We start from the raw sequence: 12,207 nt of genomic DNA, 5'->3' as shown, positions 1-12,207 counted from the left end.
AAGTGTATGCCCTCTTTTATATGCGTTTTTGATAGTTAATTACAAATCATCCAGGAAAGTTTTATCCAGTTGTTTGAATGCGCGCTTAAGCGTGTCAGCTAACGCCTGGTAATCTGGCTTACCTTCAAAGGGTGCCAGCACCTGGCCTGACTCCTGCAATTTTCCGCGCACTTCATAGAACCAGTTCAAAATCGTTGGCGGCAGCGGAGTGGCGGAACGCTTGCCCAGCCACCATAATCCTTGCATCGGCAGACTCAGCGCAAACAGCGCGGTCGCCACGGCCGGGCCAAGCTGGCCACCGAGGGCGATTTGCCAGCATAGCGTAAACACCGCAACCGGCGGCATGAAGCGTATAGCATGGCGGGTGGCACGGATAACACGATTTTCAACAAACATCGGTGCCAGGCGTTTTTCCATCGGCCACGTCTTTGCGTAGTGCTGCCCACGGCGGAACGAACTGAAAAAGTTTACCGGGCGGTTCTCGGGTGTCGACATGGCGTTACCTCAACTTCACAGATAAAAAATCAAAATTTCGTGCAAAACAACAACTATGCATGACAACGTTCAAAACATTTTGGCAATAAAGGCGGCATTCAGGTATCCTGTGCGGCCTGAGATGGGCGTAGACCCACTCTCGCGGTTCGTCAAATTATTGCACATTCTGCCATCGGTTAAAAATTGTGCAAAACTGATAGATGAATCACCCGAATATCTTTCATCATGCCTGCTAAAAGTATCGAGCATGATGTTAATCATAAATGTCAGCGTCATCATGCGCTACGCTCTTTGACTCACTGACGTTTTTTTAGCCACATAAGATTAATAGGTACTTCCATGTCGAGTAAGTTAGTACTGGTTCTGAACTGCGGTAGCTCCTCACTGAAATTCGCTGTTATCGACGCGATCAACGGTGAAGAATACCTCTCTGGTTTGGCCGAATGTTTCCATCTCCCTGAAGCACGTCTGAAATGGAAAATGGACGGCGCCAAACAAGAAGCGGCTTTAGGTGCAGGCGCCGCTCACAGTGAAGCGCTTAACTTTATCGTTAACACTATTCTGGCACAAAAACCAGAACTGTCAGCCCAGTTGACTGCCATCGGTCACCGTGTTGTTCACGGCGGCGAAAAGTACACCGGTTCTGTGGTTATCGACGATTCCGTTATTCAGGGTATCAAAGATGCAGCCTCTTTTGCACCGCTGCACAACCCAGCACACCTGATCGGCATCGCGGAAGCGCTGAAATCCTTCCCGAATCTGAAAAACAAAAACGTTGCTGTCTTCGACACCGCGTTCCATCAGACCATGCCGGAAGAGTCTTATCTGTATGCTCTGCCGTACAGCCTGTACAAAGAACACGGCGTTCGTCGCTATGGCGCACACGGCACCAGCCACTTCTTCGTGACTCAGGAAGCAGCTAAAGTTCTGAACAAGCCGGTTGAAGAACTGAACATCATCACTTGCCACCTGGGCAACGGTGGTTCTGTTTCTGCAATCCGTAACGGCGAATGTGTTGATACTTCTATGGGTCTGACCCCGCTGGAAGGCCTGGTGATGGGCACCCGTTCTGGTGACATCGACCCGGCTATCATCTTCCATCTGCACGACACCCTGGGCATGAGCGTTGATGCAATCAACACCATGCTGACCAAAGAGTCTGGCCTCCTGGGTCTGACCGAAGTCACCAGCGACTGCCGTTATGTTGAAGATAACTACGACACCAAAGCTGACGCTAAACGTGCAATGGACGTTTACTGCCACCGCCTGGCGAAATACATCGGTTCTTACACCGCGCTGATGGATGGTCGTCTGGACGCTGTTGTCTTCACCGGTGGTATCGGCGAAAACGCCGCGATGGTTCGCGAACTGTCCCTGGGCAAACTGGGCGTTCTGGGCTTCGAAGTTGATCACGAGCGCAACCTGGCTGCCCGCTTCGGCAAGTCTGGCTTCATCAACAAAGAAGGCACCCGCCCTGCCGTGGTCATCCCGACCAACGAAGAATTGGTCATCGCACAAGACGCTGCTCGTCTGACTGCCTGATTCCACACCGCCAGCCTAGCTGGCGGTGCTGTTTTGGATCCCGCCAACCCTTGGCGGTAACGAAAGAGGATAAATCGTGTCCCGTACAATTATGCTGATCCCTACCGGAACCAGCGTCGGTCTGACCAGCGTCAGCCTTGGCGTAATCCGCGCTATGGAACGCAAAGGCGTTCGTCTGAGCGTCTTTAAGCCAATCGCCCAGCCGCGTGCCGGTGGCGATGCGCCAGACCAGACCACGACTATCGTGCGTGCTAACTCCAATCTGCCAGCGGCTGAACCGCTGAAGATGAGCCACGTTGAATCTCTGCTCTCCAGCAACCAGAATGACGTGCTGATGGAAGAGATCATCGCTAACTACCATGCGAATACTCAGGATGCTGAAGTGGTGCTGGTTGAAGGCCTGGTCCCGACCCGTAAACACCAGTTTGCACAGTCTCTGAACTACGAGATTGCTAAGACTCTGAACGCGGAAATCGTGTTCGTTATGTCTCAGGGCACCGATACTCAGGAAGGCCTGAAAGAGCGTATCGAACTGACCCGTAGCAGCTTCGGCGGTGCGAAAAACACCAACATCACCGGCGTTATCGTTAACAAACTGAACGCACCGGTTGATGATCAGGGCCGTACTCGTCCTGACCTGTCTGAAATTTTCGACGACTCTTCCACTGCGAAAGTTGTGAAAATCAATCCGGCAGACCTGGCAGCATCAAGCCCGCTTCCCGTACTGGGCGCGGTGCCATGGAGCTTTGATCTGATTGCCACTCGTGCAATCGATATGGCTCGTCACCTGAACGCGACCATCGTGAACGAAGGCGACATCAACACCCGCCGCGTGAAGTCCGTGACCTTCTGTGCGCGCAGCATTCCGCACATGCTGGAACACTTCCGCGCTGGCTCTCTGCTGGTGACCTCCGCAGACCGTCCAGACGTGCTGGTTGCCGCGTGTCTGGCTGCAATGAATGGCGTTGAAATCGGTGCCATCCTGCTGACCGGTGCTTACGAAATGGATGCTCGCGTGAGCAAGCTGTGTGAACGTGCGTTCGCTACTGGCCTGCCAGTATTCATGGTGAACACCAACACCTGGCAGACTTCCCTGAGCCTGCAGAGCTTCAACCTTGAAGTGCCGGCTGATGACCATGCACGTATCGAGAAAGTGCAGGAATATGTGGCTAGCCACATCGATGCCAACTGGATCGAATCCCTGACTGCAACCTCCGAGCGTAGCCGTCGTCTGTCTCCGCCAGCGTTCCGCTACCAACTGACCGAGCTGGCGCGTAAAGCAGGCAAACGCGTTGTTCTGCCGGAAGGCGACGAACCACGTACCGTGAAAGCAGCGGCTATCTGTGCAGAGCGCGGCATCGCGACCTGTGTGCTGCTGGGCAACCCTGAAGAAATCAACCGCGTTGCGGCTGACCAGGGCGTTGAACTGGGCGCTGGCATCGAAATCGTCGATCCAGAAGTGGTACGTGAAAGCTACGTTGCACGCCTGGTCGAACTGCGTAAGAGCAAGGGCATGACTGAAGCCGTGGCTCGCGAGCAGCTGGAAGACAACGTTGTGCTCGGCACCATGATGCTGGAGCAGGACGAAGTTGACGGTCTGGTATCTGGCGCGGTTCACACCACCGCCAACACCATCCGTCCACCGCTGCAGCTGATCAAAACTGCGCCGAACAGCTCACTGGTTTCTTCTGTGTTCTTCATGCTGCTGCCTGAACAGGTTTATGTTTACGGTGACTGCGCGATCAACCCAGACCCAACCGCTGAGCAGCTGGCCGAAATCGCTATCCAGTCTGCGGATTCCGCAGCTGCATTCGGTATCGACCCGCGCGTAGCAATGCTCTCCTACTCCACCGGGACTTCCGGCCAGGGTAGCGACGTTGAGAAAGTGCGTGAAGCAACCCGCATCGCACAGGAAAAACGTCCTGACCTGGTTATCGACGGCCCGCTGCAGTATGACGCCGCCGTAATGGCAGACGTTGCGAAATCCAAAGCGCCGAACTCTCCGGTTGCAGGTCGCGCGACCGTGTTCATCTTCCCAGACCTGAACACCGGTAACACCACCTACAAAGCGGTACAGCGTTCAGCCGACCTGATCTCCATCGGGCCGATGCTGCAAGGTATGCGTAAACCCGTCAACGACCTGTCTCGTGGCGCGCTGGTAGACGATATCGTCTACACCATCGCTCTGACCGCGATCCAGTCGTCTCAGCAGGATTAATCCTCCGCTGAAATGCAAAAGGCAGCCAAATGGCTTAATGCCGATCAGTTAAGGATCGGTTGACCGATCCGGTGGTTGTGCAAGAATCCGTAATCTCTCCAGGGATTACGGATTTTTTTATGTTACTCAGCCAGGCCTTAGATACCGTCCATAAATTTTCTCCGCAGGAGTTTGCTGCCCTTGCAGACCTGCTTTCTCCTGAACTGATTGATGAATGCCTGGCTGACACCGGCGTCGTCACTCTGCGTAAGCGTCGCCTCTCCATGGAGATGATGGTCTGGGCGGTTACCGGCATGGCCCTGTTCCGCTCCCACTCCATGACCCAGCTGGTCTCACATATGGACATTCTTCTGCCGGGTAACCGGCCCTTCGTTGCACCCAGTGCCGTTGTTCAGGCCCGCCAGCGGCTCGGCGAGGATGTCATCCGTCTGATGTTCGAAAAAACACGTCAGCTCTGGTTTGAAAAAACACCCCTGTCTCACTGGAACGGCCTGACGCTAATGGCCGTGGACGGTACGTTGTGGCGTGCACCTGATACCCCAGAAAATGACGCAGCCTTCGGCCGTACTGCCAATGTGAACAAGCAGTCCGAATGGCCACAACTGCGCATGGTCTGCCAGATGGAAGTTACCAGCCATCTGCTGTCTGCGGTGGCCTTCGACAGCGTCTCTGAAACCGGTGAAACTGACCTTGCGGCACAGCTTATTGACCGGACGCCGGACCACTCACTGACCATCATGGATAAGGGCTTCTATGCCCTGGGCCTGCTGCATCGCTGGCAGTCATCAGGCACGGAAAGGCACTGGATGCTGCCCTTACGCAAAGGCGCGCAGTATGAGGAGGTGAGAAACCTGGGCGCAGGGCAGAAACTGGTGAGAATAACGCTGTCGCCGCAGGCGAAAAAGAAATGGCAGGATGCACCGGAAACCCTGACAGCAAGACTGGTCAGCAAGGAAGTGAACGGCAAGACGGTGCAGATACTGACGTCGATGTGCGACCCGCTCAGATACCCGAAAGCCGATATCGTGGACCTTTACAGCCAGCGGTGGGAGATAGAGCACGGGTTCAGGGAGATGAAGCAGCATCTGCTGAATAATGAACTGACGCTGCGGAGTAAAAAGCCTGCGCTGGTGCGTCAGGAGCTGTGGGGCGTGGTGCTGGCGTATAATCTGTTGCGCTTCATGATGGGGCAGATGGCGTACAGTCTGAAAGGCGTGGAGCCATATCAGATGGGCTTTAAACAGTCAGCGTTATATCTGTGCAGCCACCTGCGTTTACTGCCGGGAGTGGCGCCGGGGAAACTCCCCAAGGTCATGGCCGAAATACTGAGTATGGCCTCAAGCTTCGTGCTACCAGGGCGAAGAGCACGGCATTACCCGAGAGCTGTAAAAAAGAGGCCGCAACGTTATCCGTTGCGGCCTCCTTCAAAAGCTTAACTGACAAGCATTAAGCCAAATGGCTGCCTTTTTTATTGCTTAAATTTGGCGACAGAGACAAGCATTGAAGCAGGACGCGCCCTGCTGGCGCGCCGCAATGAATAGGAGTGGGGCGATAACCGTGCCGTCGCCGCAAAACGGTGTTTACGGGACTGCGGCTAAAACGTTACTCGGTCTCTTCTTCTTTCGATGCGTCTTTTGATACGTCTTTTGACGCGTCTTTCGCGCCTTCGTTCTTGGCATTGCGGGTCATCCACAACGCCAGCGCCTTCAGTGAGTCATTAGTGAATTCATCACAACGCGCGGTAATCTCTTCCGGCGTCAGCCAGCAGACTTCGCTCACTTCTTCTTCCTGCAACGCAAACGGGCCGTGAGAGACACAGCTGAAAAGGCTGCCCCACACGCGGCAGTGTTTGTCTTCGAAGTAGAATTGCCCGTGGTCTGCAAACGGCACGCCTGCAATGCCCAGCTCTTCTTCTGCTTCGCGACGCGCTGAGTCGAGCAGCTGCTCATCAGACTGCACCACGCCGCCCGCGGTGGCATCCAGCATACCCGGCATAAAATCTTTGGTTTCGGTCCGGCGCTGTACGAGAATTTTTCCCATGCCGTCATGAACTACAATGTAGGTCGCGCGATGACGCAGACACTGCGCACGCATTTGTTCACGGCTGGACTGTGCGATGACCTCGTTGTCTTCGTTGACGATATCCACCCATTCTGTGCTTGCCAAATTCTGCTCCACCATCGGAAAACCTTCTCTTTATTACGCTCTCGCGGCGCGTTTACGGTTGTCGGGTAAATTACGGATTAATTGCTACCTCTGCAATAACCCGTTGATCATTGAGTGCTAAAACCCGCAATTTATTGCCCTCCATCATACCGTAGCTGGCACTAAAGCCGCCTTTCGGAATGCTGACGGAGCCCGGGTTGAAGTGGAAGGTGTCACCTCGACGTTCAGCAACCGGAATATGAGTATGACCATAAACCAGCACATCGCCAGCCGCGAGGGACGGCAGATTGTCCGGACCAAACAGATGTCCGTGAGTCAAAAACAGTCGCTGTTCGGCGGTCAATACCTGTTGCCACGGTGCGGTGATGGGAAAATGCAGCAGCATCTGGTCCACTTCACTGTCGCAGTTTCCGCGCACGGCAATAATCCGCTCTGCCTGCGTATTTAAGCGCTCCGCAACCTCAGCTGGCGCATAGCCTTCAGGCAACGCATTACGCGGGCCATGATTTAACACGTCGCCCAAAATGACCAGATATCTGGCATCACTCTTTGCAAACAGTGACAGCACGCGTTCAGCGGCGGGCAAAGACCCGTGAATATCTGATGCAAACATCAGCTTCATCAATCATTCCTCCACAAAAAACCGCACTATCATAACGGATTATTGCGCCCGGTTCAGCCTGCGTGTTTCGCCGAGAGCGCAAGGAAACGCTGAACGGACGCTCGCTGCCACTGGAAGGAAGCATAATCGACCAACTGTTCCGGGACATCATCCCCGTTCAGCACCAGACGATTAATCATTAGCGCCAGATCGGTATCCGCCACAGACCATTCGCCAAACAGGTTTGGCTTCCCGTGGGCCAGCAACGCGCTTGCGGTGTCGTACAGTTTCGCTGCGGCTTTTTCCCCAGCGTTACTGAGAGCCGGTTTCTTCACTCCGCCAAACACAACCTCCGTGGAACGTTCTTCCCGGATGGGCATTAAATCGCTGCGTATCCAGGCCTGAATCTGCCGGGCGCGGGCGCGCTTTTCCATATCATGCGGATACAGGCGCTCCCACTGCGGCGGAGCGAAACGCTCATCAAGGTATTCGGTGATAGCCGAAGACTCTGTCAGTTCGAAAGTATCTACCTCCAGCAGCGGCACCCGGCGGGTTAACCCGTAGCCCTTCCAGCCAGATTGCAGATGCTCACCCTTTGCCAGATCAACGGTTTTCAGGCTGAACGCCAGCCCTTTTTCCTGCAAAGCGACATACACGGACATCACATACGGCGAGTAAAAATGGTTATCGGACCACAGCGTAATTACGGGACGAGTCATAGCTTCCTCAACGGTTTGCGGGTGAAAACGTCAACATATCGCGTCTTTGACAGGCTGTCACTTGATGAAAACTCACACAATTGACTTAACCACCTATACTCGAAAAGTCATGAAAATAGCCCAGGTCCAGGAGTTAAAATGATTGACCTCTATTACGCCCCTACCCCTAACGGTCATAAAATCACGTTGTTTTTGGAAGAAGCACAGCTCGCTTACCGGCTGATCCGCGTGGATATCAGCAAGGGCGATCAGTTTCGCTCCGAATTTCTTACGGTATCACCCAATAATAAAATCCCGGCAATTGTCGACCACGTTCCCGTCGACGGTGGAGCCCCTTTCAGCCTGTTTGAGTCCGGTGAAATTTTGCTGTATCTGGCCGAAAAGTCAGGAAAACTGCTGAGCGGTGAGCTGCGAGAACGTCATGTCACGCTTCAATGGCTGTTCTGGCAGATAGGCGGCCTGGGGCCAATGCTTGGGCAAAATCATCATTTCAACCACTTCGCGCCCCAGCCGGTGCCTTACGCCATTGAGCGTTATCAGGTTGAAACCCTGAGACTGTATAACGTGTTAAACAAGCGGCTGAGCACGTCACCCTGGCTCGGCGGCGAGCATTACAGCATTGCCGATATTGCCTGCTGGCCATGGGTTAACGCCCATCTGCGACAGCGCATCGACCTGCAAAACTTCCCGGCAGTGAACAACTGGTTTGAACGGATACGCCAGCGACCGGCAACTGAACGCGCCATGCAGAAGGCCCAGGCGAATTAATGGCACTTTGTGTATTATGGTTGGGATAATAACAAGGAGGAAACCTGCAATGTCCCAGCCAGACGCCATTATTCGTATCAAGAACCTGCGCCTGCGTACCTATATCGGTATCAAAGAAGAAGAGATAGCTAATCGTCAGGATATCGTCATCAATGTGGCTATCCACTATGCTGCTGAAAACGCACGCAATAGCGAAGATATCAACGATGCGCTGAACTACCGTACAATCACTAAATGCATTATTCAGCATGTGGAGAATAACCGGTTCTCCTTACTGGAAAAATTAACTCAGGATGTGCTCAACATCGCATGCGAACATCACTGGGTCACATATGCTGAAGTAGAAATCGACAAACTTCACGCGCTGCGATATGCCGATTCTGTCTCCATGACGATGAGCTGGCGAGGCTAAGCGCAATCCGGAGGTGGCATGAAGATCCTGATTACCGGCGGTACTGGCCTGATTGGCCGTCATCTGATCCCACGTCTGCTTGAGTTGGGACACAGCGTGATTGTCGTCACGCGCAGCCCAGAGAAAGCGCGCCAGCAGTTGGATGCCCGCGTTGAACTCTGGAAGGGGCTCAACGAGCGCAGCACGCTGGACGGTATCGACGCGGTAATTAATCTTGCCGGCGAACCTATCGCCGACAAACGCTGGACCGAAGAGCAAAAACAGCGGTTGTGCAGCAGCCGCTGGCACATCACCCAAAAGCTGGTTGAGCTGTTTGCCGCAAGCACTCAGCCGCCGGCCGTGTTGATTTCCGGTTCTGCCGCGGGATATTACGGCGATCTCGGTGAAGTGGTGGTGACGGAAGAAGAACCGCCACATAACGAATTCACCCATAAACTCTGCGCGCGCTGGGAGCAAATTGCCTGCGAAGCACAAAGCGAGCACACCCGCGTTTGTTTGCTGCGTACCGGAGTAGTTCTGGCGCCTAAAGGGGGGATCCTCGGCAAAATGGCGCCGCCTTTCAAACTCGGCCTCGGCGGCCCTATCGGCACGGGTCGACAATATCTGGCGTGGATCCATATCGACGATATGGTTAACGGAATTATTTGGCTGCTGGATAACGACCTGCGCGGCCCGTTCAACATGGTTTCACCTTACCCTGTTCGCAACGAACAATTCGCGCATGCGCTTGGCCATGTGCTGCATCGTCCGGCAGTGCTGCGAGCCCCTGCAACCGCCGTCAGGCTGCTGATGGGAGAATCTTCGGTGCTGGTCCTGGGTGGACAACGCGCCCTGCCTAAGCGCCTTGAAGAGTCCGGTTTCGGCTTTCGCTGGTACGATCTTGAGGAAGCGTTGAGCGACGTTCTGCCTTAACTCCCTTTCCCACATTTTTCACCTTCAATTGTACATTCCGGCGTGACGGTTTCAGTCTCGCTGGAAGCGTGCTCGCAACCTTGAAATTTTCTCCCCCGTTTGCCCCCTCCTTCCAGCATGTATGGCCTGCAACTGGCGTATTCTCTGCACGAGCAAAACGGGTTAATTTTCACTCGAACAAACCGTTGACATCGGTCAACACACTATCCATACTGCACTGGACAACAAATGATGAAGGAACATCCTGACAAGCATATACGGGCCGCAATCCGTTATGCCGTGTTAAAAGGCTGGGTATTTACCCCGGGTAGAAACAGCTCGCATTGTTTCGGTCGCTTGAAGTGCGGAATCACCGAGCACCCGCAACATATGATGAGCGTCTGGTCGACTCCCGGCAGCACGCAGAATCATGCCTGGCAAATCGTCAGGAAAGTGGACAGCTGTACTCCACTGCCTGCGTAAAGGGATTACAGGAATAACGGAATAAGGAACACCCATGTCACTTTTCAATTTCACCCTGACGCTGTCAGGCGTAACGTCAGATGCCATCGCGCTGGAAGACCGTCTTTTTACCGCGGGCTGCGATGACGCTCTGGTCTGCTTTTACGGCACCGCCGTGTATCTCGAATTCGATCGTGATGCAGAAAGCCTGGCACAGGCCGTGCTTTCCGCGGTCAATGATATCGAATCAGCAGGAATTGGCGCGCGAGTCGAATCCGTCGATTCCACTCTGGTTGGGTTAAGCGATATTGCAGAACTGACCGGCCTCACGCGCCAGGCCATCGCACTGCTCAAAGATGGTGCCAGAGGATCACGTCAATTTCCTGGCCCGGTACAACGCGTTAAGGGCAACTCCCCTCTCTGGCACTGGCGCACGGTTGTTGACTGGCTGGCGAGTGAAGGTCGCATTCCGCCTGACTCGCCACTCATTGCCAATGCACACATTCTCGACAGTATGAACCTGGCATTGCAACTTCGTTCTTCGCTCGAAAAACAAACGGTGATGCATTACCTGCATCAACTGGAACACAAAAGTACTGCATCCGCGCCTTAAAACTCAGGAGACACCATGTCGGTATTGCTTACCTCACGCCTGACGCTTTCCCCGTTGTCGGAAAATGACTGGCCCTGTTTTCTGGCACTGCGCAGCAACCCACAGGTAATGCGTTTTATGGGAGTTCCGCTCTCAGAAGCAGAGCTATGTCTGAAGTTCACTTCCCGGCTTTCAGGCAATGTTTTCGCGATACATGAACGTGAAGGTGAATGCGTGGGCGATATTGGGCTGCAGGTCAGCACGCATAACGCTCAGGAAGCGGATATCGGTTACGCGTTGCTGCCCCAGGCGCAGGGCAAAGGGTACGCGCAGGAAGCCCTGACGGCCATTTGCGAACATGGTTTTTCCACTCTCGGGCTACAGGCAATTAACGCTTGGGTATTGGCAGATAACGCCGGATCGGTGCGGTTGCTGGAAAAGCTGGGGTTTATACGCACGCAGGTGCTGGAAAAGGCCTTCGAGATTAACGGTGAGCTGTACGACGATTGGGTATATCGACTGGAACGGTAAACATCCCCTCGCCCGCGCGGGACGAGGGGAAAATGCTTATTTCAACGAACCTTTCAGGAACTGCTGCAAGCGTGGGCTTTTTGGGCTTCCGAAAACATCATCCGGATGACCTTCTTCTTCAATCAGACCCTGATGTAGGAAAATCACGTGGGACGACACATCGCGGGCAAAGCCCATTTCATGCGTCACCACCACCATGGTTTTCCCCTCTTCCGCCAGCTTCTGCATGATGCGCAGCACTTCGCCAACAAGTTCCGGGTCAAGCGCGGAGGTGGGTTCGTCAAACAGCAGTACTTCCGGTTCCATCGCCAGCGCGCGGGCAATAGACACACGCTGCTGCTGGCCGCCGGAAAGGTGAACCGGATATTTAATCTGCTGGCGTTCGTCGATACCCACTTTCGCGAGATATTTTACCGCGCGCTCACGTGCTTCCTGCTTGCTGAGGCCAAGAACCTGAATCGGCGCTTCCATCACGTTTTCCAGCACCGTCATGTGGCTCCACAGGTTGAAGTGCTGGAACACCATGGTCAAACGCGTACGCAGCAGGCGTAGCTGGTTTTTATCCGCCACTTTCAGCTGACCGTCTTTATCACGCACCAGGCCGATATTCTGCCCGCTGACCACAATATTCCCTTCGCTTGGCTTTTCGAGGAAGTTAATGCAACGCAGGAAGGTACTTTTCCCTGAACCGGACGAGCCAATAATACTGATCACATCACCGGCATTGGCCTTCAGTGACACCCCTTTCAGCACTTCATGTTCGCCGTAGCGCTTGTGCAGGTCGATAACGTTTAATTTATTGTCAGGCAT

General features: G+C 54.1%; 14 protein-coding genes. 8 read left to right on the top strand and 6 right to left on the bottom strand.

Features of this window, described 5'->3' with window-relative positions; translation table 11 throughout:
- Window positions 1-39 precede the first annotated feature (39 nt).
- Window positions 40-495: a terminus macrodomain insulation protein YfbV gene (gene yfbV / locus A8O29_RS07035; protein WP_125355822.1), complete on the bottom strand. Its 456-nt coding sequence runs from the start codon at window positions 493-495 to the stop codon at window positions 40-42.
- Between the two features lie 69 nt (window positions 496-564).
- Window positions 565-774 (bottom strand): hypothetical protein, encoded by a 210-nt coding sequence (locus A8O29_RS07030; protein ID WP_125355820.1) that lies wholly within the window; start codon window positions 772-774, stop codon window positions 565-567.
- Between the two features lie 60 nt (window positions 775-834).
- Between A8O29_RS07030 and ackA the strand changes: the two genes are divergently transcribed.
- The 3 genes from ackA to A8O29_RS07015 all read left to right on the top strand — a co-directional run bounded on the left by ackA (window position 835) and on the right by A8O29_RS07015 (window position 5,691).
- Entirely contained in the window at window positions 835-2,037 is a 1,203-nt protein-coding gene (gene ackA, locus A8O29_RS07025; RefSeq protein ID WP_125355818.1) for an acetate kinase, read from the top strand.
- Between the two features lie 76 nt (window positions 2,038-2,113).
- Window positions 2,114-4,255: a phosphate acetyltransferase gene (gene pta / locus A8O29_RS07020; RefSeq protein ID WP_125355816.1), complete on the top strand. Its 2,142-nt coding sequence runs from the start codon at window positions 2,114-2,116 to the stop codon at window positions 4,253-4,255.
- A gap of 119 nt (window positions 4,256-4,374) precedes the next feature.
- On the top strand, window positions 4,375-5,691 hold the full coding sequence (locus tag A8O29_RS07015; protein ID WP_174081207.1) for an IS4 family transposase: 1,317 nt from the start codon (window positions 4,375-4,377) through the stop codon (window positions 5,689-5,691).
- A 166-nt stretch (window positions 5,692-5,857) separates the two neighbouring features.
- On the opposite strand, the gene yfcD is transcribed toward A8O29_RS07015, so the two are convergent.
- The 3 genes from yfcD to yfcF are packed head-to-tail and all read right to left on the bottom strand — an operon-like array spanning window position 5,858 to window position 7,741.
- Entirely contained in the window at window positions 5,858-6,436 is a 579-nt protein-coding gene (gene yfcD / locus A8O29_RS07010; protein ID WP_110509224.1) for an NUDIX hydrolase YfcD, read from the bottom strand.
- Window positions 6,437-6,491: 55 nt separating this feature from the next.
- The gene (gene yfcE / locus A8O29_RS07005) at window positions 6,492-7,046 is read right to left on the bottom strand and encodes a phosphodiesterase (protein WP_168713827.1); all 555 of its coding nucleotides are present in this window, start codon (window positions 7,044-7,046) and stop codon (window positions 6,492-6,494) included.
- Window positions 7,047-7,096: 50 nt separating this feature from the next.
- Complete coding sequence (gene yfcF / locus A8O29_RS07000) at window positions 7,097-7,741, bottom strand: glutathione transferase (protein WP_125352202.1); 645 nt, start codon at window positions 7,739-7,741, stop codon at window positions 7,097-7,099.
- 138 nt (window positions 7,742-7,879) lie between these two features.
- Between yfcF and yfcG the strand changes: the two genes are divergently transcribed.
- From yfcG to A8O29_RS06975, 5 genes are all read left to right on the top strand, one after another.
- A complete protein-coding gene (gene yfcG / locus A8O29_RS06995) occupies window positions 7,880-8,509 on the top strand; it encodes a GSH-dependent disulfide bond oxidoreductase (RefSeq protein ID WP_159464450.1) in 630 nt (209 codons plus the stop codon).
- A 49-nt stretch (window positions 8,510-8,558) separates the two neighbouring features.
- Entirely contained in the window at window positions 8,559-8,921 is a 363-nt protein-coding gene (gene folX / locus A8O29_RS06990; protein ID WP_110509216.1) for a dihydroneopterin triphosphate 2'-epimerase, read from the top strand.
- An 18-nt stretch (window positions 8,922-8,939) separates the two neighbouring features.
- A complete protein-coding gene (locus tag A8O29_RS06985) occupies window positions 8,940-9,833 on the top strand; it encodes a TIGR01777 family oxidoreductase (RefSeq protein WP_125352201.1) in 894 nt (297 codons plus the stop codon).
- A gap of 496 nt (window positions 9,834-10,329) precedes the next feature.
- Window positions 10,330-10,887, top strand: a complete 558-nt coding sequence (locus A8O29_RS06980; protein WP_125352199.1) for a DNA-binding protein — start codon at window positions 10,330-10,332, stop codon at window positions 10,885-10,887.
- Between the two features lie 15 nt (window positions 10,888-10,902).
- The gene (locus tag A8O29_RS06975) at window positions 10,903-11,397 is read left to right on the top strand and encodes a GNAT family N-acetyltransferase (RefSeq protein WP_125352197.1); all 495 of its coding nucleotides are present in this window, start codon (window positions 10,903-10,905) and stop codon (window positions 11,395-11,397) included.
- Between the two features lie 36 nt (window positions 11,398-11,433).
- Here the strand turns inward: A8O29_RS06975 and hisP are convergent, their stop codons facing one another.
- The gene (gene hisP, locus A8O29_RS06970) at window positions 11,434-12,207 is read right to left on the bottom strand and encodes a histidine ABC transporter ATP-binding protein HisP (RefSeq protein ID WP_110509208.1); all 774 of its coding nucleotides are present in this window, start codon (window positions 12,205-12,207) and stop codon (window positions 11,434-11,436) included.

This window comes from Scandinavium goeteborgense (assembly GCF_003935895.2).
Taxonomy (GTDB): Bacteria; Pseudomonadota; Gammaproteobacteria; order Enterobacterales; family Enterobacteriaceae; genus Scandinavium; species Scandinavium goeteborgense.
Note: the sequence above shows the minus strand (reverse complement) of the source record. Positions and strands in the feature narration are given on the sequence as shown.

Excerpts from the sequence above, each read along its gene's own strand:
- yfcD (WP_110509224.1), bottom strand. The coding sequence starts at position 6,436 with ATGGTGGAGCAGAATTTGGCAAGCACAGAATGGGTGGATATCGTCAAC.
- yfcG (WP_159464450.1), top strand. The coding sequence starts at position 7,880 with ATGATTGACCTCTATTACGCCCCTACCCCTAACGGTCATAAAATCACG.
- A8O29_RS07030 (WP_125355820.1), bottom strand. The coding sequence starts at position 774 with ATGATGACGCTGACATTTATGATTAACATCATGCTCGATACTTTTAGC.
- A8O29_RS06975 (WP_125352197.1), top strand. The coding sequence starts at position 10,903 with ATGTCGGTATTGCTTACCTCACGCCTGACGCTTTCCCCGTTGTCGGAA.
- A8O29_RS07015 (WP_174081207.1), top strand. The coding sequence starts at position 4,375 with ATGTTACTCAGCCAGGCCTTAGATACCGTCCATAAATTTTCTCCGCAG.
- yfbV (WP_125355822.1), bottom strand. The coding sequence starts at position 495 with ATGTCGACACCCGAGAACCGCCCGGTAAACTTTTTCAGTTCGTTCCGC.
- A8O29_RS06980 (WP_125352199.1), top strand. The coding sequence starts at position 10,330 with ATGTCACTTTTCAATTTCACCCTGACGCTGTCAGGCGTAACGTCAGAT.
- yfcF (WP_125352202.1), bottom strand. The coding sequence starts at position 7,741 with ATGACTCGTCCCGTAATTACGCTGTGGTCCGATAACCATTTTTACTCG.
- ackA (WP_125355818.1), top strand. The coding sequence starts at position 835 with ATGTCGAGTAAGTTAGTACTGGTTCTGAACTGCGGTAGCTCCTCACTG.
- folX (WP_110509216.1), top strand. The coding sequence starts at position 8,559 with ATGTCCCAGCCAGACGCCATTATTCGTATCAAGAACCTGCGCCTGCGT.
- A8O29_RS06985 (WP_125352201.1), top strand. The coding sequence starts at position 8,940 with ATGAAGATCCTGATTACCGGCGGTACTGGCCTGATTGGCCGTCATCTG.
- hisP (WP_110509208.1), bottom strand. The coding sequence starts at position 12,207 with ATGCCTGACAATAAATTAAACGTTATCGACCTGCACAAGCGCTACGGC.